Origin of the sequence: Bradyrhizobium sp. AUGA SZCCT0105 (genome assembly GCF_018129565.1) — a bacterium.
Taxonomy (GTDB): Bacteria; Pseudomonadota; Alphaproteobacteria; order Rhizobiales; family Xanthobacteraceae; genus Bradyrhizobium.
This window is the reverse complement of record NZ_JAFCMK010000003.1, coordinates 264675-287844: the sequence shown is the minus strand read 5'-3', so window position 1 is coordinate 287844 and position 23170 is coordinate 264675. Positions and strand designations below refer to the sequence as shown.

The window sequence follows — 23170 nt, the reverse complement described above, 5'->3', positions numbered from 1 at the left end:
TCGAATCGGCGCGCGGCTGATGTAGGACGGGCTTTGTGGCGCAAGGAGTGGGGGCCAGAATTAAATTTCTGTATGCGACAATACGACCGGCGGCTTTTCGTGAACCCAAAGCGTTTTCGAGCGAGGCCTGCCCCGCACTTGATGCGGGGTGGGTCCCGGTTCGCGTGAAGAAAGCGCGTCAAAACAAGGGTCAGCCGAGTGTAACTTTATTCAGGGCCAGCAGCGCGGGGAAATGCTCGCCTGCGAGATAGGCATGCTCGGTCTCGCGCTGCGTCGTCAGCGGGTCGAGGTTCTGTAGTGTTTCATCGACGAAACCGGGATGGCACATCACGAGCCCGTCCTCGGGCAGGCCGTCGAGGAAGCCCTGCATCAGCGCTCCGAATTCGCTGCCACGCGTAAAATCGTAGGCGCCGGCGAAAGCCGGATTGAAGCGCAGGCCCGATCGCTGGGCCTTGATCCGGAATTGGGTGCTGAGCACGTTCAGCACTAAAGCCTTCGGCGCCGTCAGTTGGCGTGCCAGCGGACCTTCGCGTCCGCACTGCCGCACCCAGGCGCCTGGCGCGCGCTCCTTCACGGCGCGCAGGAAGCCGTCGCGGACCTGCGGGAACAGCTGCGCGTGCTGATGGCCGTCGACGAAATCGGGCGCGCGGCCGAACAGATCGTGGAAGGCATCGAGCTGCGCCAGCACCTCGGCATGGACCAGATCGGCGTCGAGCCGGTGCATCAGTCCGGCGCGAAGCAGCCGCGGGAACGGCAGGAACATGTCGCCGTCGAGTGGACGGAAATGCATCGTCAGCGGTCGGAACGGCGCAGTCAGCGTCACATGCAGCCCGATCGCGCAGCGCGGGCTTTTCGCTACCGAAGCCTGCAGCGCGGCCGCAGCCTCGCGGCCGATCGCCGGCGTCACCATCATCACCGACGTCGCATTGAGGCGGCCGCGCTCGATCAGGTCGCGGATCGCGCGGTTGACGCCATCGCTCAAGCCATAATCGTCAGCACACAGCCAGATCCGGCGCGGCAAAACTTCGCTCATTCGGCGGCGGTCCGCTCGGTGGCGCTCTGCGCCGTTCCGCCGTCGGCGTGCTTCTCGGTATGCTCGGCGACGAAGTAGATCGGCCGTGCCTTCAATTCGGAGAGGATCTTGCCGATATATTCGCCGACGATGCCGATCATGATCAGCTGCACGCCGCCGATCGTCATCACGCCGATCATCAGCGAGGGATAGCCGGGGACCTGCTTGCCGGTGGTCAGCACTTCCCACAGGATCGAGAGGCCGAACAGGAAGGCCGCGCCTGCGAGCAGCGCGCCGAGCAGGCTGGCGAAGCGCAGCGGCGCCACCGAGAACGAGGTCAGGCCCTCGATCGACAGGCCGATCAGCCGGCCGGCATTGAAGGTGGTGACGCCATGCGCGCGCGGCGCCGGCTCGTAGTCGACGCGGATCTGCCTGAAGCCGATCCAGCTGGCGAGGCCCTTGAAGAAGCGGTTGCGTTCCGGCAATTGCCGCAGCGCCAGCGCCGCGCGCGGCGACAGCAGGCGGAAGTCGCCGGCATCCTCGGGGATCTTCTGCCGCGCGCCCCAGTTGATCAGCGCGTAGAAGCCGCGCACGGAAAGCCGCCGCAACGCCGATTCATTGTCGCGGTGCGCCTTCGCCGTGTAGACCACGTCGTAGCCGTCATCGATCCAGTGCGCGACCAGTTGCTCGACCAGGGTCGGCGGATGCTGGCCGTCGCCGTCCATGAACAGCACCGCGCCGCGGCGGGCGTGGTCGAGGCCGGCCATCAGCGCCGCCTCCTTGCCGAAATTGCGCGACAGCGACACCACCTGGAGGTCGAGCCCGTCGGCGGGCAGGCCGCGCGCGATGGCCAGTGTGTTGTCGGCGCTGCCGTCGTCGACATAGACCACTTCGCAGTTAAGGCCGTAACGGGCGCGCAGTGAGCTGGCGAGGTCGATCAGCCGTTGGTGCAGCGCCGCAAGCCCGTCGGCCTCGTTGTAGACGGGCACGACGATGGACAGACCCTGCGCGGCGGCGGTCTTGGCGGTTGTGGTCAGGCTGGAAACGTCAGAGCCCAGCATCATCGGTCAGGTTCCAGAACTGAGCGTTTTCCACCGAAATCGGGTTCCGGTTCGCGTGAAAGAAAACGCGTCGCAAACGAGAGATCATGAACACAATATGGTACCGACGGCCGGCTGTCGCCAACATGAACGGCCCCGCCTGCTCATTGTCGCAGGAACGCCTCGAGCTTGGCGAACAGCGGGTTCTCGCGGTCGAACACGTAGTCCAGCGACACCACCGACACGGTTTCGGCGCCGTGCTCGCGCAGGAAGCTGCCGAGCGCGTAGAGCTTGCCCGGTGGGCAGTGCAGCGTCAGCATGCCCGACGAGGTCGGGCTGCCGAACGGGGCGACCACGCCGAAGCGGGTATGCGCTTCGGACAGCAGCGCGTCGTTGCAGCCGGCGAACCGGGTTCGCACCTCGCGGTACTTGCTGGCGCGGGCGCGCGCTGCGATGTGGTCGAGGATGACGCGCGCGGTCTCGCGGGCGCCGGTCGACCAGTCGGCATCGCGGGAGGCGACGAGGTTGGCCTGGCTGCGCAGCATCACGCCGTCGTCGAGCACCTTGAGGCCGTTGGCCGCGAGCGTCGCGCCGGTCGTCGTGATGTCGACGATCAGCTCGGCGGTGCCGGCCGCGGGTGCGCCTTCGGTGGCGCCGGCGCTCTCCACGATGCGGTAGTCGCCGACGCCGTGCTTGGCAAAGAAGCCGCGTGTCAGGTTGATGTATTTGGTCGCAACCCGCATGCGGTGATTGTGCTGCTCGCGGAAGCCGCTTGCGACGTCGTCGAGATCGGCCATGGTGCGAACGTCGATCCAGGCCTGCGGCACCGCGACCACGACATTGGCATAGCCGAAGCCGAGGCCTTCGATCATCAGCACGCGCTTGTCGGCATCCGGAATGCTCTCGCGCACCAGATCCTCGCCGGTGACGCCGAGATGCACCGAGCCGCGCGCCAGGTTGGCCGCGATCTCGCTGGCCGACAGATAGGCGATCTCGACATTGTCGACGCCGGCGATGGTGCCGCGATAGTCGCGCGCGCCGCCGGCTTTCGACAAGGTCAGCCCGGCGCGGGCGAAGAAGCTCTCCGCGTTTTCCTGCAAGCGCCCCTTGGAGGGAACGGCAACGACGAACGGCGTGCTCATCGGGCGCCTCCGTTGGCGCCGGCCTTGCCATGCCGGGTCATCGCCTCGATCCAGACCGAGAAGCCGACCGCCGGGATCGGACTGGCCGAGCCGAGCTGCGTCATCAGCCCGTCATAGCGGCCGCCCGCGACCAGCGGCTCGGCGCCGTTGCCCTTCGCGTGCAGCTCGAACTCGAAGCCGGTGTAATAGTCGAGGCCGCGGCCGAACGCGGTCGAGAACCGCGTCTTCCTTATGTCGATGCCGCGCGCGGCCATGAAGCCGACCCGGCTTTCGAACTGGTCGATTGCCGCGGCAAGGTCGAGCCTGGCGTCGGACGCCAGCGCGCGCAGCTGCGCGATTGCGTCGTCGGGATCGCCCGATATGGCGAGGAAGCGCTTAATGGTGGCGAGCGCATCGCGCGGCAGCGCGCCGCCCTTCAGCGTCGATTGCTCGAGGAAGCGGTCGGCGATCTCGGCGACGGTGCGGCCGCCGACATTGGTGGTGCCGGCGATCGACATCAAATCGGTGACCAGCGCCAGCGCCGCCTTGCGGTCGGATCCGGCCAGCGCTGCGAGCACGCCTTCGTATTCGTTGCGGCCCGGCGCGGTCGCCAAGGTCAGCTGCTCGATGTCGTCGGTCAGCGAAACCTTGCGGTTGAAATCCTTGATCAGCCGGCGCCGCCACACCGGATAGAGCTCGAGAGCATCGATCAGCGCGTTGAACAGCGCGACGTCGCCCGTGCGGATCTCGACATCGGTCAACCCGAAGGCCGTGGTTGCCTCCAACGCCAGCGCCAGCATCTCGGCGTCGGCCGCGGCGCGATCCTGCCGCCCGAAGGATTCGATGCCGGCCTGCAGGAACTGGCTCGGCTGGCCGTCGCGATAGCGGAACACCGGGCCGAGATAGCTGAAGCCGGCCGGCTGGCCGGCGCGGGGCGAGGCGAGGTAGTCGCGCGCCACCGGGATCGTGAGATCCGGCCGCAGGCAGAGTTCCTCGCCGCTCGGGTCGGTCGTCAGATACAGGCTCTTGCGGATGTCCTCGCCGGACAGGTCGAGGAACGGCTCGGCCGGCTGCAGGATCGCGGGTTCGGACCTGAGATAACCGGCCTGCGCGAACGAGGCCAGCAGCGCATCCGCCCAGGAAGCCGCTCCTGGGGCGGATCCGGCGGCGGGTCGTGGTGCGGCAGCTTCGCTCATCTCGACGTCCAAAGGTCCGGATTCGGGTACCGGCACTGGTTCCAAGGGTGGTTCGGGGCAGCCCTTACCATGGCCGTATCACGGTTTCGACAGCGATCGACCAAGTGGCTTAATGATTGCGTGCGTTAACGATTTTACGACGGCTTGGCTAGGTGGAACCGGAACGTTCGATGGCTTATGGCAAACATTGCTAAAGCCTGTGGTCGCTCCCATAATTGGGGAGAGGGTCCCATCATGAATATGAACGTGTCGTTGACCGACGAGTTGAGCGAGTTCGTCAAAACCAAGGTTGCGAGCGGCCGTTACACCTCGGCAAGCGAGGTCGTGCGAGAGGCGCTGCGGATCATGGAGCAGACCGAAGAGGCGCGATTGGCATTCCTCCGCAATGCCTGGGCGGCGGGACAGGCGAGCGGCGACGCGGGTCCGGCTGACTTCGCTGAAATCAAGGCGCAGGGACGAGCCCGGTTGAAGGCAGCGGGCAAGTAAATTGGGAAAGGTTCGCCTTTCTCGGCTCGCGCAAAGCGACCTCGCCGAAATCTGGTTTCTCATCGCATCCGACAAAGGACCCGCGACGGCAGACCATTGGATCGATCGCATTGAAGCGCGCTGCGGCCAGTTGGCGCAATTCCCTGAATCGGGCCCGGCGCGTCCCGACGTTGCCGATGGTGCGAGGATGCTGGTGATTTCGCGGTGGCTGGCGCTTTACGAGATTATCCCAGGCGGCGTGCGCATCATGCGCGTCATCGATGCCGCGCGCTCTCTTGGAGAGCTGGATTTGTCAGGCGAATAGACCGCCGGCCCGCGGGCCGTCATTCCGGCTAGCCCTTTGCTCCCCAATCCCCCAGCGCCGCCTGCACCAGCGCCAGCGCCGCGACGGCGGCGGTGTCGGCCCGCAGGATGCGCGGCCCGAGTGCGAGACGGAGGATGTTGGGCTGGCGCAGCAGCAGCGCGCGCTCCTCCTCGGCAAAGCCGCCCTCGGGGCCGATCAGCACGTCGATCCCGCCGTTTGCGGCGGTCGTTGCCTGCAGCGCCTGCATCGGGTTCGCCACTTCGGCCGCCTCGTCGCAGAACACCAGGAGCCGTGCCGGATCGCGCCCCGCCAGGAAACGTTCGAGCGGAAGGGGATCGGCGACCTCGGCAAGCGAGATGATCCCGCATTGCTCGGCGGCTTCAACCACATTGGCGCGCATCCGCTCGCTGTTGACCCGCGATACCTGGGTGAAGCGTGTCAGCACCGGCACGAGCCGTGCGGCGCCCATCTCGACCGCCTTCTGCACCATGTAGTCGAGCCGCGCATGTTTCAGCGGCGCGAATACGTAGGTGACATCGGGCAGGCGGTCCTGCGGGCGGGTTTGCGCCGTGATCGTCAGCGTGTCGGCCCGCTTGCGGCCGGAAATCTCGGCGCGCCATTCGCCGTCGCGGCCGTTGAACACCAGCACGGTGTCGCCGGCGCCAAGCCGCAGCACGTTGCCGAGATAGTTGCTCTGGTCGCGTTCGAGCGAAACGGTCGCGCCGGCTCCGAGCGGGGCATCGACAAACAGGCGGGGGCTACGAAAATCGAGTTCAGGCATGTCCTAGGTTCCTGAGCCGCGTTCTAGCCCAAAGGTGCTGCCAAGTATTGCCCGCTGCCGTTGATTGCGATCGGAGAGGATCGGCAGACACCGTAATAGGCGTCGGGCGCCGGCGCTAAGGCCGCTTCCATGCGGCGAGGCAAGTTAACCAAGCCGGGCGACACCGTAGTCCCGCGGACTCGTCAGGACCGCTCCGGCCAACTACTACAGGGGTGTCGATATATTGCTTCTGTCACCAAGTCATTTTTGAAGTCCGAGGGGTCGCTTGCACGCGGCCCCTTTTGCGTTTCGGTCGGTGTGGGCCCGCAAATTCGAGCTGAGGCATGACCGAAAATCTCGTTCAGGCACATTTGATGGCCCGGATTTACCGCCGTTCGCGGCCTAAAGGCTTAAAATCGGGGAACAATTTAATGTGGCCGGTGTGGCCCTACGCCGCGCTGTCGCCCAAATCCACGGGTTGTTAAGGGCTCACAGGAATCGTAAAACGCCCCCAAATTTCGTTGCTTCGTTTTGTTGCGCTGGGGTTGCCTGGACCTTTTGCCGGAGAAACACCCTCGATGATCCGCCGACTGATCGTGCTGACCGTTGCCGCGACCGCCCTGTCCGCGGGGTACGCCGCTGCCCAGAGCGCCTTTCCGGCACCGCTGCCCAATCAACAAGGGAAGGCCGGCACCGCCTCGGATCCCGCTTTCCCGCCTGTCAATGGCATGCGTCCAAGCCAGGCCGGCAGCGCTTCGGATCCTGCGTTCCCGCCGGTCAACGGCGCGCCGGCGGCCAGGGTCGGCGCCACGCCGTCGGCATTTCCAACCAATGGTGCGGCTCCCATCGCCGGTGGCGGCCTGTCGTCTCCGCCGCCCCCGCCCGGCGCCGGTGGCGGCGCCGCCGGTGACGCCTGCATGAAGGATTTCGTTCCGCTGCGCGAGGAGACCGAGAAGCGCGGCAAGGCGATCAAGGCGGCGAGCGACCGGCACGCCAGCCCCCAGGAGGCCTGCAAGCTGATCGGCAATTATAGCCAGGCCGAAGTCAGGATGATCAAATACGTCGACACCAACGCGGCGAAGTGCGGGATCCCGCCGCAGATCTCCGATCAGCTCAAGAACGGCCACAAGAATACCGAAGCGCTGCTGAAGAAGGTCTGCAACGTCGCGGAGCAGGCGGCGGCGCAGCCGCGCGGGCCCGCGGGGCCGTCGCTGAGCGACGTGCTCGGCTCGTCCGCCTCGCTGCCGGAAGCGACGCCGACCAAGAAGGGCGGCAGCACCTTCGACACGCTGAACGGCAACGTTCTCACCCGATGATCGAGCGCCCGATGATTGACCGCGCATGAGTGACGTCTCCGCCCGCGTTGCCGACTCCACAGGCAACTGGGTGGATACCCATGCGCCGGTCTGGTCGCGGCCCTATCTGCGGCTTGCGCGCTACGACCGGCCCATCGGCTCCTGGCTGTTGCTGATGCCGTGCTGGTGGTCGGCGGCGCTGGCCGCCGGCGTCGCACATGATGTTCGCTCGCTCCCGCTCGTCGTCCTGCTGTTCTTCATCGGCGCCTTCGTGATGCGCGGCGCGGGCTGCACCTGGAACGACATCACCGATCGCGATCTCGACGCCAGGGTCGAGCGCACGCGGTCGCGGCCGATCCCCGCCGGGCAGGTCACGGTGACGCAGGCGGTGATCTTCATGGTCCTGCAGGCGCTGATCGGGCTCGCGGTGCTTTTGCAGTTCAACCGCTTTGCGATCATGACCGGCATCGCCTCGCTCGTGATCGTCGCGATCTACCCGTTCATGAAGCGGATCACCTGGTGGCCGCAGGTCGTGCTCGGTCTCGCCTTTTCCTACGGCGCCCTGATGGGATTTGCGGTGACGCTCGAGCGCATCGATGCGGCTGCGATCGCGCTTTACGCCGGATCGATCGCCTGGGTGATCGCCTACGACACCATCTACGCCCATCAGGATGCCGAGGATGATGCGCTGATCGGCGTCAAATCCACCGCGCGCCTGTTCGGCGCACGCACCCATCGCGCGCTGGTGATTTTCTATGGTCTCGCCGTGCTGCTGATCGGCGCGGCGTTCGCGCTTGCGGGCGCACGCTGGCCGGCGTGGATCGGCCTTGCGGCGTTCGCGCTGCATCTCGCCTGGCAGGTCCGCCGGCTCGACACCAGCGATCCCGCGCTCTGCCTGCGCATCTTCAAGTCCAACCGCGACGCCGGCCTCGTCCTGTTCGCGAGCTTGGTCGTGGATGCAGTGCTGCGCGCGGCTTAGGTCGCGAGAATGCGAAGCTGCGTCCCCATCCTCAGCTGTCATCGCCCGGCTCGACCGGGCGATCCAGTACGCCGCGGCCTCTCGGCTCAAGCACTGCCGTCTCTGGAATACTGGATCACCCGCATGCGCGGGTGATGACACCGCGTGGTGTGGCAACTTGAATCGCGACCCATCCTCATCGTCGTCCTGGCGAAAGCCAGGACCCATAACCACCGCATTCGGTGATGAACGGGATCTGGCCCCAGCGTCGCACAACAATTGAGAGTTGGTGGGGTAATGGGTCCTGGCTTTCGCCAGGACGACGGCGATGGAGGGAGCGTTGAGTATGGCGTACTCAATCCCGCGCGATGATCTCGCGCTCGTCGCGATGCACGCTGGTGCCGTTGAGGCTGACGCCGGTGCGGCGGCGGACCAGGAATTTCGGGCGGCGCGCGCGGATTGCGTTGCGGCGGCGGCGGCGCGGGGCAGGCTGCCGCGGAGCCGGCTCGGTCAGTTGCGGAAGATGGAAGATGTCGCTCCACATCTGCCAGGCGGAGCTGATCTCTTCGGCATCCGAACTGGTGCCGAGCGGAATGGAGAGCGCGGGATCGCGGTGAACCAGCACCAGCATCTGCGCGTCGTCGATGCCGCGCAGCGCGACACCGAGGAAATCGCTGACGCGAACATTGACCGCCATCCGCATCCCGAGAACGGCACGGCGCAGCACGACATGTTCGCGATGAAGCTCGACCTGCCGCATGCCGCCATCCGCGCGCGCATCCTGCGCGTGGAAGCTGAGCGGAAGGGAAAGTGGGTCGAGCCGCAGTGCGCGGCTCGACCCGGCGGAATTGATTCCGCTTGTTGGTGTTTGACGCCTCAAAGCCTTAGTCTCCCCGCCGGGATTATGTTCCCGGTCGATGTGTGAGAGCCTAGCCGAGCGATGGCCGTTTCGGCTTAAAAAGCCTGGTTAACCGCTCCTCACCTGGCGCCATGATTGACAAGAGGTTGGCCCGCATGATTGACGAAGCCTTGCGCCGATCACTCAAATCTTTGTTGCCCGCCGGTGCAAAGTGCTTGAATTCCCTGTGAAACCGGCACATCTGGTTAGGTCTGTCGACGCCATTCCGGGCCCCCCTCAATCCGCAGGAATTCGTTCGTGAACTCTTCACCATCTGCATCGCGACACGGCGATACCTCCGATCTGTTCGATCAGTCCGGCCTGAGCGACCTTGCGCAGCGTCTGGTCGAGGCCGCAAAGCGCGCCGGCGCCGATGCGGCCGATGCCATAGCGGTGCGGGGCGTCTCGCAAGGCGTCGAAGTCCGCGACGGCCGCGTCGAGGAAACCGAGCGCTCCGAAGGCGATGATGTCGGCCTTCGGGTGTTCGTCGGCCAGCGCCAAGCGGTGGTCTCGACCAATGACGTCAGCGGCGACGGGATCGCAAAGCTCGCCGAGCGTGCGGTCGCGATGGCGCGCGTCGCGCCCGACGACAAATATGTCGGCCTGGCCGATCCCGCGCTCCATGCGCATGATTTCCCCGATCTCGATCTGCTCGACCGCACCGTCCCGACCACGGCCGAGCTCGAGCAGCGCGCCATCGAAGCGGAGGCCGCGGCACTCGCGGTCAAGGGTGTCACCAAGTCCGGCGGTGCATCGGCCTCGACCGGGATCGGCGGCATGGTGCTGGTGACGTCGACCGGCTTCCACGGTTCTTATCTGCGCTCCAGCCACGGCATCTCGACGACGGCGATTTCCGGTGAGGGCACCGGCATGGAGCGCGACTATGATTTCACCAGCGCGCCGCACGCGTCCGATCTCGATTCACCGACGGCCGTTGGCCGCAAGGCCGGCGAGCGCGCGGTGGCGCGGTCGAATCCGCGCAAGGTCGAGACCTGCAAGGTGCCTGTGGTGTTCGATCCGCGGGTTGCGGGCTCGATCGTCGGCCATCTGGTCGGCGCCATCAACGGCGCCTCGATCGCGCGCAAGACCAGCTTCCTGAAGGACAAGCTCGGCGAGCAGCTGTTCTCCAGGGATATCCGCATCATCGACGATCCCTTGCGCGTGCGCGGCCTGCGTTCGCAGACCTTCGACGCCGAGGGCGTCAAGGTGAAGAAGATCGCGCTGATCGACGAAGGCGTGCTGACCACCTGGGTGCTGGACTCCGCGACCGCGCGCGAGCTCGGCCTGGTCACGACCGGGCATGCGCATCGCGGCGTGTCGTCCTCGCCGTCGCCCGGAACATATAATCTGCATCTCGAGCCGGGTGCGGTGACGCCGAAGGAGCTGATCTCCGACATCAAGCAGGGCTTCTATGTCACCGACCTGATCGGCTCCGGCGTCAACGGCGTGACCGGCGATTACAGCCGCGGCGCGTCCGGCTTCTGGATCGAGAATGGCGAGATCACCTATCCGGTCAGCGAAGTGACCATCGCCGGACACCTGCTGCCGATGTTCAAGTCGCTGGTTGCCGCCAACGATCTGGAATTCCGCTACGGCGTCAATTCACCGACGCTGCGCATCGAGGGGCTGACGCTTGGCGGACGCTGATACGGACGACTGGACCAAGGCGCGCGACGCCGCCTTGCTGACCAGATCGGTGCAGGAGGCGGGCCGGCTCGCATCGTCGCTGTTCCGCACCGAATTGAAGAACTGGATCAAGGGCGCGTCCTCACCGGTCTCCGAGGCCGACATCGCGGTCAACGACCTGCTGGAGCAGCAGCTGCGTTCGGCGACGCCGGGTTACGGCTGGCTGTCGGAGGAAAGCGCCGACAACGCGACCCGGCTCGACAGGCGCTTCACCTGGATCGTCGATCCGATCGACGGCACCCGCGCCTATCTCGCCGGCCGCGAGGACTGGTGCGTCAGTGTGGCGCTGGTTGAAAATGCATCTCCGGTGCTCGCGGCGGTGTATGCGCCGGTGACCGAGGAATTCTTCTTTGCCGCGCGCGGCCAGGGCGCGACCCTGAACGACAGCGGCGTGCACGCGACCGCGGGTACCGAGTTCGATTTTCCCCGCATGGCCGGACCGAAGCCACTGGTGCAGCGGCTCAGCCCGACATCGGACGAGATCACGCTGTTTCCGCGGATCGGATCGCTGGCCCTGCGGTTGTGCCGCGTAGCACAAGGTCGACTTGACGCCGCCTTTGCGGGCGGGCAAAGCCGCGACTGGGATCTTGCCGCCGCGAATTTGATCGTGCAGGAAGCGGGTGGTAGGATGACCGCGCTCTCGGGGGATGCGATTGCGTACAATCGCCGGGAGGTGACGCATGGGGTGCTGGTGGCAGCAGGACGCGAACGTCATGCACGCATTGTCGAGCATTTTCGCAACCGTCCATTGCCGTGAGGCCCCGCCGATCCGATCCGCGCCGCGTTTCCGATTGTGACGACCAGACCTGTGACGACCACGACTTCATTTGCTTGCCGGGCATCTCGTTAGGAAAACCATCATGTCAGACAATGCCCAGCCACAGCTGCTTCACCTCGTGATCGGCGGCGAGTTGACCGATCTCGAGCACAACACCTTCAAGAACCTGGACGAAGTCGAGATCGTCGGCGTCTACCCGAACTATGCGACCGCCTATGCGGCCTGGAAGGCGAAGGCGCAAGCGACCGTGGACAACGCCCAGATGCGCTATTTCGTCGTCCATCTCCACCGGTTGCTCGATCCTGAGCAGGACACGAAGCACTCCCATTGAAACGACTTCTTCGCGATCTGCTGCGCAGCGGCTTCGTGCAGCGCGCGCTGGGTGTGCTTGCGGCCGAGTACCTGCGGCTGGTGTGGTACACCAACCGCTTCATCTATCAGCCGCATGACGTATACGGGATCGTCGAGCCCTTGATGCCGGCGATCTTCGTGTTCTGGCACGGCCAGCACTTCATGACGCCGTTCATCAAGACCAAGGACAGCTACCGCGCCAAGGTCCTGATCTCCCGCCACCGCGACGGCGAGTTCAACGCGCTGGCGGTCGAGCGGCTCGGCATCGGCACGATCAGGGGTTCCGGCGACCATTCCGGCGCGTTCCATCGCAAGGGCGGCGTCGGCGCCTTCCTGGAGATGGTTCGGACGCTGGAAGACGGCTGCAACATGGCTACGACGGCCGACGTGCCGAAGCGGGCGCGGGTGGCGGGTCTCGGGGCCATCATGCTGGCGCGGGAAACCGGCCGGCCGATCATCCCCTTTGCGATGGTCACCAGCCGATTCATCCGGTTGAAAAACTGGGATTCCACGACCATCAATTTGCCATTCGGGCGCGGCGCAGTGGTAGGTATTGAGCCGGTCTATGTGCCGCCCGATGCCGATGCCGCGACGATGGAAAAGCTTCGGCAGCACGTGGAGAATCTTCTCAACGAAGCGACCCGGCGCGCCTATGCAGCCGTCGGGCGGCCGGAGGCAACGCTTGGCTAGCTCGCTACCGATGACGTTGCGTGTCTACCGCAAGCTGTCGTCCGCGATAGTGCCGCTCGCGCCTGCGCTGATCAAGCGGCGGCTCAAGTTCGGCAAGGAAGATCCCGAACGCGTCGGCGAGCGGCGCGGCGTCAGCGCCGATACCAGGCCGCAGGGACCGCTGGTGTGGATCCACGGCGCGAGCGTCGGCGAGGTGCTGGCGGCGGTCGGGCTGATCGAGCGGCTGCGCGCGCTCAATCTGCGCATCCTGCTCACCTCGGGCACGGTGACCTCGGCCGCGATCGTGGCCAAGCGCTTTCCACCCGACGTGATCCATCAATACGTGCCGTATGACTCGCCGCGCTATGTCGCGCGCTTCCTCGATCATTGGCGTCCGTCGCTGGCGCTGTTCATCGAATCCGATCTGTGGCCGAACCTGATCCTGTCGAGCGCCGCGCGGCGGCTGCCGATGGTGCTGATCAACGGGCGGATGTCGCAGCGCTCGTTTCCGCGCTGGCGCCGGGTCTCCAACACCATCGGCGCGCTGCTCGGACGGTTCGACATCTGCCTCGCGCAGTCGAAGACCGACGCCGAACGCTTTGCCGCGCTCGGCAGCCCCAACGTCATGGTCACCGGCAACCTCAAGCTCGACGTCGCGGCGCCGCCGGCCGATCCAGCCAAGCTGGAGCGGCTGATGTCGGTGACGCGCGGCCGCGCGATCGTGGTTGCCGCGTCCACCCATCCCGGCGAGGAAGAGCTCCTGATCGAGGCGCACAAATCGCTCGCCGGCTTCTTCCCCGGGCTGCTCACGGTGATCGTGCCGCGGCATGCCGCGCGCGGCGAGGCAGTGGCGCGGCTGGTGACGGAAGCGGGCCTGCGCCCCGGGCTGCGCTCGCATGAGGACCTGCCGGTGGCGACCACCGATATCTATGTCGCCGATACGATGGGCGAGCTCGGCCTGTTCTACCGGCTGGCGCCGATCGTGTTCATGGGCGGCTCGCTGGTCGCGCATGGCGGCCAGAACCCGATCGAGGCGATCAAGCTCGGCGCTGCGATCGTGCACGGCCCGCACGTCTTCAATTTCACCGAAGTCTATGACACGCTCGATCGCGCCGGCGGCGCGCGGCGCGCCGACGATCTGGAAGCGCTGGTCAAGCAGCTCGGCCAGTTCCTCGCCGATCCCGCGGCACGCGATACGTCGCTTGCGGCCTCCGAGCGCGTCGTCGAGCAGCTCGGTGGCGCGCTCCAGCGCACGATGACCGCTCTCGAGCCTTATCTGTTGCAGTTGCAGCTCGAGATGGGAGCCGCCAATGCGTGAGCCGGCCTTCTGGCACCGGCCATCGTCTTGGACATCGCAATTGTTGAGACCGCTTGCCGCGCTGTACGGTGCAGTGGCCGCGCGGCGGATGCAGGGCTCCGGCGTCGATGCCGGCATTCCCGTGATCTGCGTCGGCAACTACCACGTCGGCGGCGCCGGCAAGACGCCGACCGTGCTGGCGCTGGCAAAGCTGCTACGTCAGCTCGAGGAGCGGCCGGTGGTGCTCAGCCGCGGCTATGGCGGCAGGCTTGCCGGGCCGGTCAAGGTCGATCGTGACCACCACACGGCGGCCGATATCGGCGACGAGCCGCTGATGATGGCGGCGACCTTGCCGGTCGTGGTCTCGCGCGACCGTGCCGCTGGCCTGGCGCTGGCGCGCGCGCAGGACGCAAGCGTGATCCTGATGGATGACGGCTTCCAGAATCCGAGCGTGATCAAGGACACCTGCCTGATCGTGATCGACGGCACGCGTGGCGTCGGCAATGGCCGCGTCATTCCGGCCGGACCGTTACGCGCGCCGCTGTTGCCGCAGCTGGAACGCACCGACGCGCTGATCGTGGTCGGCGAGGGGAGTGCAGCGAAAACGATTGCGGCCGATCTCGCGTCCCGTGGCAAGCCGGTATTGTCGGCGCATCTGAAGCCGGATGAGGCCTCGTTGAGTGCGTTGCGCGGTCAGCGCGTACTCGCCTTCGCCGGCATCGGCGATCCCGCGCGCTTCTTCAACACGCTGCGCGCAAGTGGCGTCGACGTCGTGCGCAACACGGCCTTCGCCGATCATCATGCCTTCACCAAGGACGAGATCGCGCAGCTCGTTGCCGATGCGAGAGCTGACGCCTTGACGCTGGTGACGACGGAAAAGGATCTGGCGCGGTTGCGCGGACCGGCCGGGATGCCGGCCTGGGCACAGGCGATCGTGCCGTTCGCGGTGACGCTGCAATTCGAGGATGCTGCCGCGCTGCGGCGCCTGGTGAGCGATCAGCTGTTCAAGGCACGGAACAGGAGGCTGCGCGCGTGAGCCCCGTCTTGAGCTTAAGCCTGCGACTTGAGCACGCCGGGATGGTGGCGCTGCAGCACGGCGGTCGGGGTGGCGTAGGCCTCCTGCAGATCGACGCTCCAGTACTTCAGCTCGTCGAGCGGAATCCGGACGTCGGTGATGGCACAACGCACAAACGTGCCGGGCGAGATCACGCGGAAATCGCCGTCGAGATATTGCACCTGCGCTTCGCCATGGCCCGAGGGACCGAACTTGTTCAGCACGTTTGAGCTCTCCGCCTTGCTTCGTACGAGGCCACCTGGATATTTATCAAGCCATCTATCACAGATAGGGGGTCATGTCCGCCCGTTAAACCACCGACTTGTGATGATTTGGCGGCAGACGTGCATGGTAGCGTTGCAGCTGTGGTCCGCTGTGTTTGCGGCGCCATAACGAGCCGGCCGGATCGGATGCGCCTCAAGTCAGTTTTCATGTGCCTCGCGATGCTTGCCGTGCCGGCCGCGGCCGCGGCGCCGCTTCCGGCGCCGCATCAGGTCGAAATTCCCGAAGGCAATATCACGCTGCACGCGCAGCTCTACCGGCCCGACGGCGATGGCCCGTTCCCGACGGTCATCGCGCTGCACGGCTGCGGCGGTCTCGCCGGCCGTTCCGAGGCGGTGCTGCCGCGCTATCGCGACTGGGCCGAGCAACTGCTCACATCAGGCCATGCGGTGCTGCTGCCGGACAGCTACGGCTCGCGCGAGCTCGGGCCGCAGTGCCGCACAAGGGAGCATCAGGTCCAGACCCGCCGTGCGCGGGTCGCCGATATCAACGCCGCCCGGCAATGGCTGGTGCAGCAGAAATGGGTTGCGAAGAGCCGCATCAGCCTGATCGGCTGGGGCAATGGCGCGGCCGCCTTGCTGTGGGCGGTGCGGCCGCAGATGTGGTCGCGCAACGTCGAGCCGGACTTCCGCTCGGCGGTCGCGTTCTATCCGGATTGCCGCACCTCGTCAGGCCTTGGCTGGAGCGCGCGGGTGCCGACGCTGGTCCTGATCGGCGCGCGCGACGATGTGACGTCATCGTCGGCCTGCCACCAGATGGTCGACGGCGCGCGCGGCCGCAGCGCGCTGGCGCGGATCGTGGTCTATCCCGAGGCCTATCACGATTTCGACCGCGCCAACCTGCCGCTGCACGCGGTCGCGGCCTCGTCCGATGTCGACATCACGGAGCCCGGTCACATCGGCACCGATGCGAGCGCACGCAAGGACGCGCAAAAGCAAGTCGCCGAGTGGCTGGCGCGCTAGAAGAGGCTGCCCTGATCGACCGGCTTGGTGACGCGCTTCGGCGCCGCCGGCTTCGCCTCACGCGGCTTCGGCGGGCTCTCCGGCGTCGCCGTCGCCGCGGGCTGATCGGCATTCGTCGTGGCCGCGACGCGGCCGTCGGCGAACTCGATCGACAAATTGGCGTTCGGGCCGACCGCCGCGGCTGAATGCAGGGCGTGTCCCTGCGCGTCGCGCACCAGTGCAAAGCCGCGCGCCAGCACGCCGCGATAGGACAGCGCCGACAGCAACTGGCTGCGATGGGCGACCCGCGCCTCGAGCCGCTGCAGCGTCGTCAACAGCGCGCGGCGGGCACGCTCGGCGAGGCGGTGGGTGCGCTCGAGATCGCGCGCGATCGCGTTGCGCTGGGCCTTGGCGTTGGCGAGCTTCGAGGCCTTGAGCCGGATCTCGAGCCCGCTGAAGCGTTCGCGCCGGCGATGCAGCAGCGAGCGCGCCGACAGCGTGATGCGTTCGCCCGAGACGGTCAGCCGCTGCCTTGCATGCGCGACCTGGCCGCGCAGCACACCGATGGTGAGGCGCGAGCTCGACGCGGCAAAGCGGCGGAAATGCGCGTGCGTATTGGCCTTCAGCCCGCGCGGCAGCCCGGCTGCGAGATGATCGAGCCGCTGCCGCGGGATCGCCAGCAGTTCGTTCGCCGCCGGCAGCGCGCGCGTCGCGGCACGCAGTTCGTTGCGGCGGGCCTCCTGGCCGCGCTGCCAGCACACCATGGTGCGGCGGGCGAGCGCTGCGACCTCGACGAACAGCTCGCTGCGCACCGGCACCGCCATCTCGGCGGCCGCGGTCGGCGTCGGCGCGCGCTTGTCGGCGACGAAGTCGATCAGCGTGATGTCGGTCTCGTGGCCCACCGCCGAGATCAGCGGGATATGGCTCTCGGCCGCAGCGCGGACCACGATCTCCTCGTTGAACGACCACAGGTCCTCCAGCGAGCCGCCGCCGCGTGCGACGATCAACAGATCGGGCCGCGGGATCCTGCCGCCCTCCGGCAGCGCGTTGAAGCCGCGGATCGCGGCCGCGACCTGCTCGGCCGAGCCGTCGCCCTGCACCTTGACCGGCCAGACCAGCACCCGGCGGGGGAAGCGGTCCTCCAGCCGATGCAGGATGTCGCGGATCACGGCGCCGGTCGGCGAGGTGACGACGCCGATCACCTCGGGCAGCCAAGGCAAGAGCTGCTTGCGGGCCTCGTCGAACAGGCCCTCGGCCGCGAGCTTCTTCTTGCGCTCCTCCATCAGCGCCATCAGCGCGCCGACGCCGGCCGGCTCCAGCGAGTCGATGACGATCTGGTACTTCGAGGAGTTCGGATAGGTGGTCAGCTTGCCGGTGGCGATGACCTCGAGGCCCTCCTGGGGCTTGAAGCGCATCCGGGCGTGGGCGAACTTCCAGATCACCGCCTCGATCTTGGCGCTCTCGTCCTTCAGGGCGAAATAGCAGTGGCCGGAGGAGTGCGGGCCGCGGAAGCCGGAGATCTCGCCGCGGACGCGGACATGGCCGAAGCGGTCCTCCACCGTCCGCTTCAGCGCGGAGGAGAGTTCCGAGACGGTGAATTCAGGCGCGTTGACGAGATTTGGCGCGGCAGCAGTCATTTGCAGGTGATTCGGCTGTTTGTGAGCTTCAGCGCAACGTAGGGACTTTTGCCCGCCATCGCCAATGCGCGGGCTTGTTTGTCCATATACTCTGTAGTACAGAGTTCTCTGTATTGAGGGTGATGGTGACCTGGCTGGAGGGCTGACCGATGATCCCGCAGTTGACGTTGGCAGGTTTCGTCCATTCCGCGGCAGGCGCTGTTCATGCCGTCGTGGCGGTGCTGTGCATCGGTGTCGGGCTGATCCAGTTCCTGCGTCCAAAGCGCGGCGCGGGCCACCGGGCGCGTGGCTATTTCTACGTCTACGCCATGCTGGTCGCCGACGGGACCGCGATGCTGGTCTATCGGTTCACCGGCACTCTCAACCTGTTCCATGTCGGCGCGATCGTGAACTTCGCCTGCATCGTGGCCGCGATTGTTCCGCTGCTGCGTAGCCCGCGCCCGGCGAACTGGCGACTGAAGCACTACTACTTCATCTCCTGGTCCTACGTGTCGCTGACGTCAGCGGCGGCAACGGAAATCATGGCGCGTCTGCTGCCGCTGACGACGCGCGGGCAGGTCGGGCTGGTGGCATTGGTGCTGTCGATCATGACCATGACGGTCGCCTACGTCCTGATCGCCAAATATCGTCCGCCGGCGGAGGCGCCACCGGTGTCCGCCAAGCTCGCGGAGCAGAGTGGGGTGCCGTCATGATCGACAGCCAGCAGGCCAGCGCGGCGCTGAACGACATCAACCACGTCGTGCAGCGCGTCCGCCAATCGCAGATCTATCAGACGGCCAGCCTCATCATCATCATGTGGGGCGTGTTGGTGTTCCTGGGCTACATCGCCAACTACACATGGCCGCCTCAGGGCTACGCGATCTGGGCCGTCGTCGATCTCATCGGGATCGCAGGCTCGATCGGGATTGCTGCGTTCAGCGGTGTCGGTCCGGGGGCGGGCGCCTTCGCCATCCGATTGCTGATGGCGTTCCTGCTGTTCATCGCATTCGGCATTTTCTGCTCGGTCGTGCTGGGCCATTTTGGACCGCGCCAGATGCTGGTGTTCTGGCCGCTCTTCACGATGCTGTTCTACGCGCTCGCCGGCTTGTGGTTCGGCTATACCTTCATCGTGATCGCGCTCGGCACCAGTGCCCTGATCGCGATCGGCTATTTCCACGCCGGCCCGGCACTGCTGCTGTGGATGGCGGTCGTGCATGGCGGCGCGCTGGTGCTCGGCGGCCTCTGGATGCGCCGGATCTGATCGATGGCGGAGCTCGACGAGATCATCCACCAGCCGTTGCGGCTGCGGATCATGGCGGCGCTCAATGCGCTGCCGGTTTCGACCGGGCTCGAATTCGCCCGGCTGAAGAAGCTGACGGGCGCCACCGACGGCAATCTCGGCGCCCATATCGAGACGCTGGCGCGGGCCGGCTATGTGGCGGTCGACAAGGCCTTCGTCGGCAAGAAGCCGCAGACCACCGTGACCGCGACCGCGGCCGGCCGCGGCGCCTTCGCCCGCCATGTCGCGACCTTGCAGGAGATCATCGCCGGCAAGCAGCCGTGAGCCGGAATGACGGGGGAATCGGCCCCGTCGCCCCTTGCAGGCCGGCCGGGATTCGTGCGACCGACACAGCTCTTGCACCCTTTTGGGCCTGTGTCTGATGAACATCCTCCTGCTCGGTTCCGGCGGCCGCGAACATGCGCTGGCGTGGAAGATCGCCGCATCTCCGCTGGTGACGAAACTCTGGTGCGCGCCGGGCAATGCCGGGATCGCGCGCGAGGCCGAATGCGTCGCGCTCAATGTCGCCGACCATGCCGCGGTGATCGAATTCTGCCGGCGCGGCGCGGTCGATCTGGTGGTGGTCGGGCCGGAGACGCCGCTCGCAGCCGGCATCGTCGATGATCTCGCCGCCGTCGGCATCAAGGCGTTCGGGCCGAGCAAGCAGGCTGCGCAGCTCGAGGGCTCCAAGGGCTTTACGAAGGACCTCTGCAGCGAGTTCAACATTCCGACCGGTGCCTATCGCCGCTTCGACAATGCGAAGGACGCGGTGGCCTATGTCCGCGCCCAGGGCGCCCCGATCGTGGTCAAGGCCGATGGGCTCGCTGCCGGCAAGGGCGTCGTGGTGGCGCAGACCTTGCTCGAGGCGGAAGCCGCTGTTGCGATGATGTTCGAGGGCGCATTCGGCTCGGCCGGCGCCGAGGTCGTGATCGAGGAGTTCTTGTCGGGCCGCGAGATCAGCTTCTTCGCGCTGTGCGATGGCGAGACCGCTATTCCGCTGGCGTCCGCGCAGGACCACAAGCGGGTGTTCGATCACGACAAGGGGCCGAACACCGGCGGCATGGGCGCCTATTCGCCGACGCCGTTCGTGACGCCTGAGGTGCACGACCAGATCATGGCGCGGATCATCCTGCCGACGGTGGCCGGGATGAAGCGCCGCGGCACGGCGTTCAAGGGCGTGCTCTATGCCGGCGTGATGCTGACCGCGCAGGGCCCAAAGCTGTTCGAATACAACGTCCGTTTCGGCGATCCCGAGTGCCAGGTGCTGATGCTGCGGATGATGTCGGACATCGTGCCGGCGTTTCTCGCCTCCATCGATGGGCAGTTGAAGAATTTCGATCTGCGCTGGTATCCGGACCCGGCGCTGACGGTGGTGATGGCAGCCAAGGGTTATCCCGGCGACTACATCAAGGGCACGCCGATCCACGGTCTCGATGACGCCGCCAAGGTCGAGGGCGTCGAGATCTTCCACGCCGGCACGGTGGCGAAGGATGGCGCCATCCTCGCCAATGGCGGCCGTGTGCTGAACGTCTGCGCGATGGGCAAGACGGTCACCGAAGCGCGCGACCGCGCCTATCAGGCGGTCGATCGCATCAAATGGCCGGAGGGCTTCTGCCGCCGCGACATCGCCTGGCAGGCGGTGGAGGCGGAAAAGGGCTAGCGCGCTCCACTCGCTTCGCTCGTCATGCGCGGGCCTGACCCGCGCATCCGTCGCCTTCGAGAGAGTCGCTTCGTGAGATGGATTGCCGGGTCAAGCCCGGCAATGACCGAGTGGTGTGGGGCGGCGCTGCCCCGGAATGACGAAGCGGATCAGAGCAAATCCCCGCCCGCCGCGCTCGCGGTGGTGCCGTGCTCGCGGAACGCCTTGATGACGTTCTTGCCGATCTTCCACTTGTGCACCTCGTCGGGACCGTCGACCAGCCGCTGCGAGCGCACCTGGGTGTACCATTTCGCCAGCGGCGTATCCTGGCTGAAGCCGAGCGCGCCGTGCAGCTGGATCGCGGTGTCGATCACCTTGTGCACCATGTGGGCGTGGAAGATCTTGGCGATCGAGTTCTCCTGGCGGATGTCCAGGCCCTTCTCCGCCTTGTAGGCGATGTGCAGCAGCATCAGCCGGCCGATATAGAGCTCGCTCGCGCAGTCGGCGAGCATGAACTGAACCGCCTGGCGGTCGGCCAGCAGCTGGCCGAAGGTCGAGCGCTTGGTGACGTGGGCGGCCGCCATGTCGAGCGCGCGCTGCGCCTTGGCGACGTTGTGCATGCCGTGGCGTAGCCGACCGTAGGCGAGGCGGTGCTGGCCCATGTTGAAGCCATTGCCCTCGCCGCCGAGCAGATTGTCGGCGGGCACCTTCAGGTCCTTGATCTCGATCTCGGAGTGGCCGCCGTGGATCACGTCATCGTGCGGGCCCTCGATCGCCATGTTGGCGACGTTGCGCTTGATGCGGTAGCCCGGGTTTGGCAGCTCGACGATGAAGGTCGAATATTGCTTGTGGCGCGGCGCGTTCGGATCGGTCTTCGCCATGACAAGCGCGAGGTCGGCGACGCTCGCCGACGAGGAGAACCATTTCTCGCCGTTGAGGATGTAGTTCTCATTGCCGTCCTTGACCGCGGTGGTCTGCATGCCTGTTGCGTCGGCGCCGGCGGCCTTCTCGGTCATCGAGAAGCAGATCCGCTTCTCGCCGTTCAGCAGGGGCTTGAGGAATTTCTCCTTCTGGTACTCGGTGCCGTGCGCCAGGATCGTCATCATCGAGGCGTCGTCCGGCCCCTGCGTGTTCATCGAGAGCGCGCCGAGCATGCTCTCGCCGAGCTCCATCTGCACCAGCGCGTTGGCGAGCGGGCCGAGGCCCATACCGCCATACTCCTTCGGCACGAAGGGGCACCACAGGCCCTGTGCGCGGGCTTTCTTGCGCAGCGGTCCCAGCACCTCGGCAAGCGGCTTGGTGTCGAGTTCCTTTTCCGCCGGAATGCACTCGTCGTGCACGAATTTGCGGACCTTCTCGCGGATTGCTTTGGCTTCGGCGGGAATCTCGAAATCGATCGACATGGCACTTCCTCGTTTCGTGTTGTTGTTGCTTGGGCTTGAGAATGGCATAAACCTCGCTTGGACCAGCGGCAACGCCGAACAAAGTTTGAAGCACGGCGCACGCGACCGGGGGAGCCACCGATGCCTGATCTCGCTGATCTTTTTCCCGGCTATGAGTCGAAATGGATCAACACCTCGCAGGGCCGCATCTTCGCCCGCGTCGGCGGCAAGGGCCCGCCGCTGCTGTTGCTGCACGGGTTTTCCTCAACGCATGTGATGTGGCACACGGTCGCGCCGAAGCTTGATGACAAGTTCACGCTGATCATCGCCGATCTGCCGGGCTACGGCTGGTCCGACATGCCCGACAGCGATAAGGATCATACGCCCTACACCAAGCGGGTCTGGGCAAAGACCATGGTCGAGGCGATGGAGCAGCTCGGGCATGTGCATTTCGCACTCGCCGGCCACGACCGCGGCGGCCGCGTCTCATACCGGCTCGCGCTCGATCATCCCGGCCGGCTGTCGAAGCTCGCGGTGCTCGATATCGCGCCGACCTATGATTACTGGCAGAAGCTCAATCGCCTCTCGGCGCTGAAGATCTACCACTGGGCGTTCCTGGCCCAGCCCTATCCGCTGCCGGAGACGCTGATCACGAGCAATGGCGAATTCTTCCTCAAGGAGAAGATGGCGAGCCAGACCAGGACCAAGACGCTGGACGCCATCGATCCGCGTGCGCTCGCGCATTACCTTGCGCCGTTCCGCGATCCCGCCCGCATCCACGCGATGTGCGAGGATTATCGCGCTGGCGCCTATGCCGACTTTGAGATCGACAAGGCCGACGTCGACGCCGGCAACAAGATCACGATCCCGATGCTGGCGTTGTGGGGCGATGCCGGGGTTGCCAGCGCCGCAACGACGCCGCTCGACACCTGGAAGAACTGGGCGACCAATGTCGTCGGCGCGCCGGTGGCGTCGGGGCATTTCCTGCCCGAGGAAAATCCGGACGCGACGGCGAAGCTGCTGCGGGGGTTTTTCCTGGCGGAGTGACTCCGCTCTCGCACCGTCATCCTGAGGCGCGAGCCTCTTCGGCGAGCCTCGAAGGATGAATCAGCCCGGCCGGTGGCCG

At 66.2% G+C, this 23170-nt stretch carries 25 protein-coding genes; 16 read left to right on the top strand and 9 right to left on the bottom strand.

Annotated elements, in window-relative coordinates:
* Positions 1-190 precede the first annotated feature (190 nt).
* The 4 genes from JQ573_RS17215 to JQ573_RS17200 form a co-directional block, all read right to left on the bottom strand.
* Complete coding sequence (locus JQ573_RS17215; protein ID WP_212313552.1) at positions 191-1033, bottom strand: ChbG/HpnK family deacetylase; 843 nt, start codon at positions 1031-1033, stop codon at positions 191-193.
* Complete coding sequence (locus JQ573_RS17210; RefSeq protein WP_212313550.1) at positions 1030-2076, bottom strand: glycosyltransferase family 2 protein; 1047 nt, start codon at positions 2074-2076, stop codon at positions 1030-1032. The genes JQ573_RS17215 and JQ573_RS17210 overlap by 4 nt, the downstream gene beginning before the upstream one ends.
* A gap of 140 nt (positions 2077-2216) precedes the next feature.
* Positions 2217-3194: an ATP phosphoribosyltransferase gene (gene hisG, locus JQ573_RS17205; RefSeq protein WP_092124061.1), complete on the bottom strand. Its 978-nt coding sequence runs from the start codon at positions 3192-3194 to the stop codon at positions 2217-2219.
* Positions 3191-4369, bottom strand: coding sequence for an ATP phosphoribosyltransferase regulatory subunit (locus JQ573_RS17200; RefSeq protein WP_212313548.1), 1179 nt, complete (start codon positions 4367-4369; stop codon positions 3191-3193). The genes hisG and JQ573_RS17200 overlap by 4 nt, the downstream gene beginning before the upstream one ends.
* Positions 4370-4603: 234 nt before the next feature.
* Between JQ573_RS17200 and JQ573_RS17195 the strand changes: the two genes are divergently transcribed.
* The gene (locus tag JQ573_RS17195; protein ID WP_028333037.1) at positions 4604-4855 is read left to right on the top strand and encodes a type II toxin-antitoxin system ParD family antitoxin; all 252 of its coding nucleotides are present in this window, start codon (positions 4604-4606) and stop codon (positions 4853-4855) included.
* Between the two features lies 1 nt (position 4856).
* A complete protein-coding gene (locus tag JQ573_RS17190) occupies positions 4857-5159 on the top strand; it encodes a type II toxin-antitoxin system RelE/ParE family toxin (protein WP_212313546.1) in 303 nt (100 codons plus the stop codon).
* Between the two features lie 28 nt (positions 5160-5187).
* Here the strand turns inward: JQ573_RS17190 and JQ573_RS17185 are convergent, their stop codons facing one another.
* Positions 5188-5940: a 16S rRNA (uracil(1498)-N(3))-methyltransferase gene (locus JQ573_RS17185; RefSeq protein WP_212313544.1), complete on the bottom strand. Its 753-nt coding sequence runs from the start codon at positions 5938-5940 to the stop codon at positions 5188-5190.
* A gap of 557 nt (positions 5941-6497) precedes the next feature.
* Between JQ573_RS17185 and JQ573_RS17180 the strand changes: the two genes are divergently transcribed.
* Positions 6498-7235 (top strand): hypothetical protein, encoded by a 738-nt coding sequence (locus JQ573_RS17180; RefSeq protein WP_212313543.1) that lies wholly within the window; start codon positions 6498-6500, stop codon positions 7233-7235.
* 25 nt (positions 7236-7260) lie between these two features.
* Positions 7261-8193, top strand: coding sequence for a 4-hydroxybenzoate octaprenyltransferase (ubiA, locus tag JQ573_RS17175; RefSeq protein WP_212313541.1), 933 nt, complete (start codon positions 7261-7263; stop codon positions 8191-8193).
* A gap of 334 nt (positions 8194-8527) precedes the next feature.
* On the opposite strand, the gene JQ573_RS17170 is transcribed toward ubiA, so the two are convergent.
* Positions 8528-9052 (bottom strand): DUF6101 family protein, encoded by a 525-nt coding sequence (locus tag JQ573_RS17170; protein WP_212313539.1) that lies wholly within the window; start codon positions 9050-9052, stop codon positions 8528-8530.
* A gap of 276 nt (positions 9053-9328) precedes the next feature.
* On the opposite strand from JQ573_RS17170, the gene JQ573_RS17165 reads away from it, so the two are divergent.
* The 6 genes from JQ573_RS17165 (at position 9329) to lpxK (ending at position 14887) form a co-directional block, all read left to right on the top strand.
* Complete coding sequence (locus JQ573_RS17165; protein ID WP_212313537.1) at positions 9329-10717, top strand: TldD/PmbA family protein; 1389 nt, start codon at positions 9329-9331, stop codon at positions 10715-10717.
* Positions 10704-11513, top strand: a complete 810-nt coding sequence (locus JQ573_RS17160) for a 3'(2'),5'-bisphosphate nucleotidase CysQ (protein WP_212313535.1) — start codon at positions 10704-10706, stop codon at positions 11511-11513. The genes JQ573_RS17165 and JQ573_RS17160 overlap by 14 nt, the downstream gene beginning before the upstream one ends.
* 103 nt (positions 11514-11616) lie before the next feature.
* Positions 11617-11865 carry a DUF4170 domain-containing protein gene (locus JQ573_RS17155; protein WP_050628541.1) on the top strand — a complete coding sequence of 83 codons (249 nt, stop codon included), beginning with the start codon at positions 11617-11619 and terminating at the stop codon, positions 11863-11865.
* Positions 11862-12575 carry a lysophospholipid acyltransferase family protein gene (locus JQ573_RS17150; RefSeq protein WP_212313533.1) on the top strand — a complete coding sequence of 238 codons (714 nt, stop codon included), beginning with the start codon at positions 11862-11864 and terminating at the stop codon, positions 12573-12575. Before JQ573_RS17155 ends, JQ573_RS17150 begins: the two co-directional genes overlap by 4 nt.
* Positions 12538-13872, top strand: a complete 1335-nt coding sequence (locus JQ573_RS17145; RefSeq protein WP_212313531.1) for a 3-deoxy-D-manno-octulosonic acid transferase — start codon at positions 12538-12540, stop codon at positions 13870-13872. Before JQ573_RS17150 ends, JQ573_RS17145 begins: the two co-directional genes overlap by 38 nt.
* Positions 13865-14887: a tetraacyldisaccharide 4'-kinase gene (gene lpxK / locus JQ573_RS17140; protein ID WP_212313529.1), complete on the top strand. Its 1023-nt coding sequence runs from the start codon at positions 13865-13867 to the stop codon at positions 14885-14887. Before JQ573_RS17145 ends, lpxK begins: the two co-directional genes overlap by 8 nt.
* 14 nt (positions 14888-14901) lie before the next feature.
* Here the strand turns inward: lpxK and JQ573_RS17135 are convergent, their stop codons facing one another.
* Positions 14902-15129, bottom strand: a complete 228-nt coding sequence (locus JQ573_RS17135) for a DUF2093 domain-containing protein (RefSeq protein WP_029079217.1) — start codon at positions 15127-15129, stop codon at positions 14902-14904.
* Between the two features lie 186 nt (positions 15130-15315).
* On the opposite strand from JQ573_RS17135, the gene JQ573_RS17130 reads away from it, so the two are divergent.
* Entirely contained in the window at positions 15316-16149 is an 834-nt protein-coding gene (locus JQ573_RS17130) for a dienelactone hydrolase family protein (RefSeq protein WP_212313527.1), read from the top strand.
* Here JQ573_RS17130 and xseA read toward each other — a convergent pair.
* Positions 16146-17765 carry an exodeoxyribonuclease VII large subunit gene (xseA, locus tag JQ573_RS17125; protein ID WP_212313525.1) on the bottom strand — a complete coding sequence of 540 codons (1620 nt, stop codon included), beginning with the start codon at positions 17763-17765 and terminating at the stop codon, positions 16146-16148. The genes JQ573_RS17130 and xseA overlap by 4 nt on opposite strands.
* Before the next feature lie 149 nt (positions 17766-17914).
* Here xseA and JQ573_RS17120 point away from each other — a divergent pair, with 149 nt between their 5' ends.
* From JQ573_RS17120 to purD, 4 genes are all read left to right on the top strand, one after another.
* Positions 17915-18457, top strand: a complete 543-nt coding sequence (locus JQ573_RS17120; RefSeq protein WP_212313522.1) for a DUF2306 domain-containing protein — start codon at positions 17915-17917, stop codon at positions 18455-18457.
* Positions 18454-19005 carry a hypothetical protein gene (locus JQ573_RS17115; RefSeq protein ID WP_212313515.1) on the top strand — a complete coding sequence of 184 codons (552 nt, stop codon included), beginning with the start codon at positions 18454-18456 and terminating at the stop codon, positions 19003-19005. Before JQ573_RS17120 ends, JQ573_RS17115 begins: the two co-directional genes overlap by 4 nt.
* Positions 19006-19008: 3 nt before the next feature.
* Positions 19009-19308: a transcriptional regulator gene (locus JQ573_RS17110; RefSeq protein WP_021077293.1), complete on the top strand. Its 300-nt coding sequence runs from the start codon at positions 19009-19011 to the stop codon at positions 19306-19308.
* Positions 19309-19405: 97 nt separating this feature from the next.
* On the top strand, positions 19406-20683 hold the full coding sequence (gene purD / locus JQ573_RS17105) for a phosphoribosylamine--glycine ligase (protein WP_212313513.1): 1278 nt from the start codon (positions 19406-19408) through the stop codon (positions 20681-20683).
* A 149-nt stretch (positions 20684-20832) separates the two neighbouring features.
* Here purD and JQ573_RS17100 read toward each other — a convergent pair whose 3' ends face one another.
* Positions 20833-22065 (bottom strand): acyl-CoA dehydrogenase family protein, encoded by a 1233-nt coding sequence (locus tag JQ573_RS17100; protein ID WP_038388024.1) that lies wholly within the window; start codon positions 22063-22065, stop codon positions 20833-20835.
* 120 nt (positions 22066-22185) lie between these two features.
* Here JQ573_RS17100 and JQ573_RS17095 point away from each other — a divergent pair, with 120 nt between their 5' ends.
* On the top strand, positions 22186-23091 hold the full coding sequence (locus JQ573_RS17095) for an alpha/beta fold hydrolase (protein ID WP_212313511.1): 906 nt from the start codon (positions 22186-22188) through the stop codon (positions 23089-23091).
* The last annotated feature ends 79 nt before the right edge of the window (positions 23092-23170 follow it).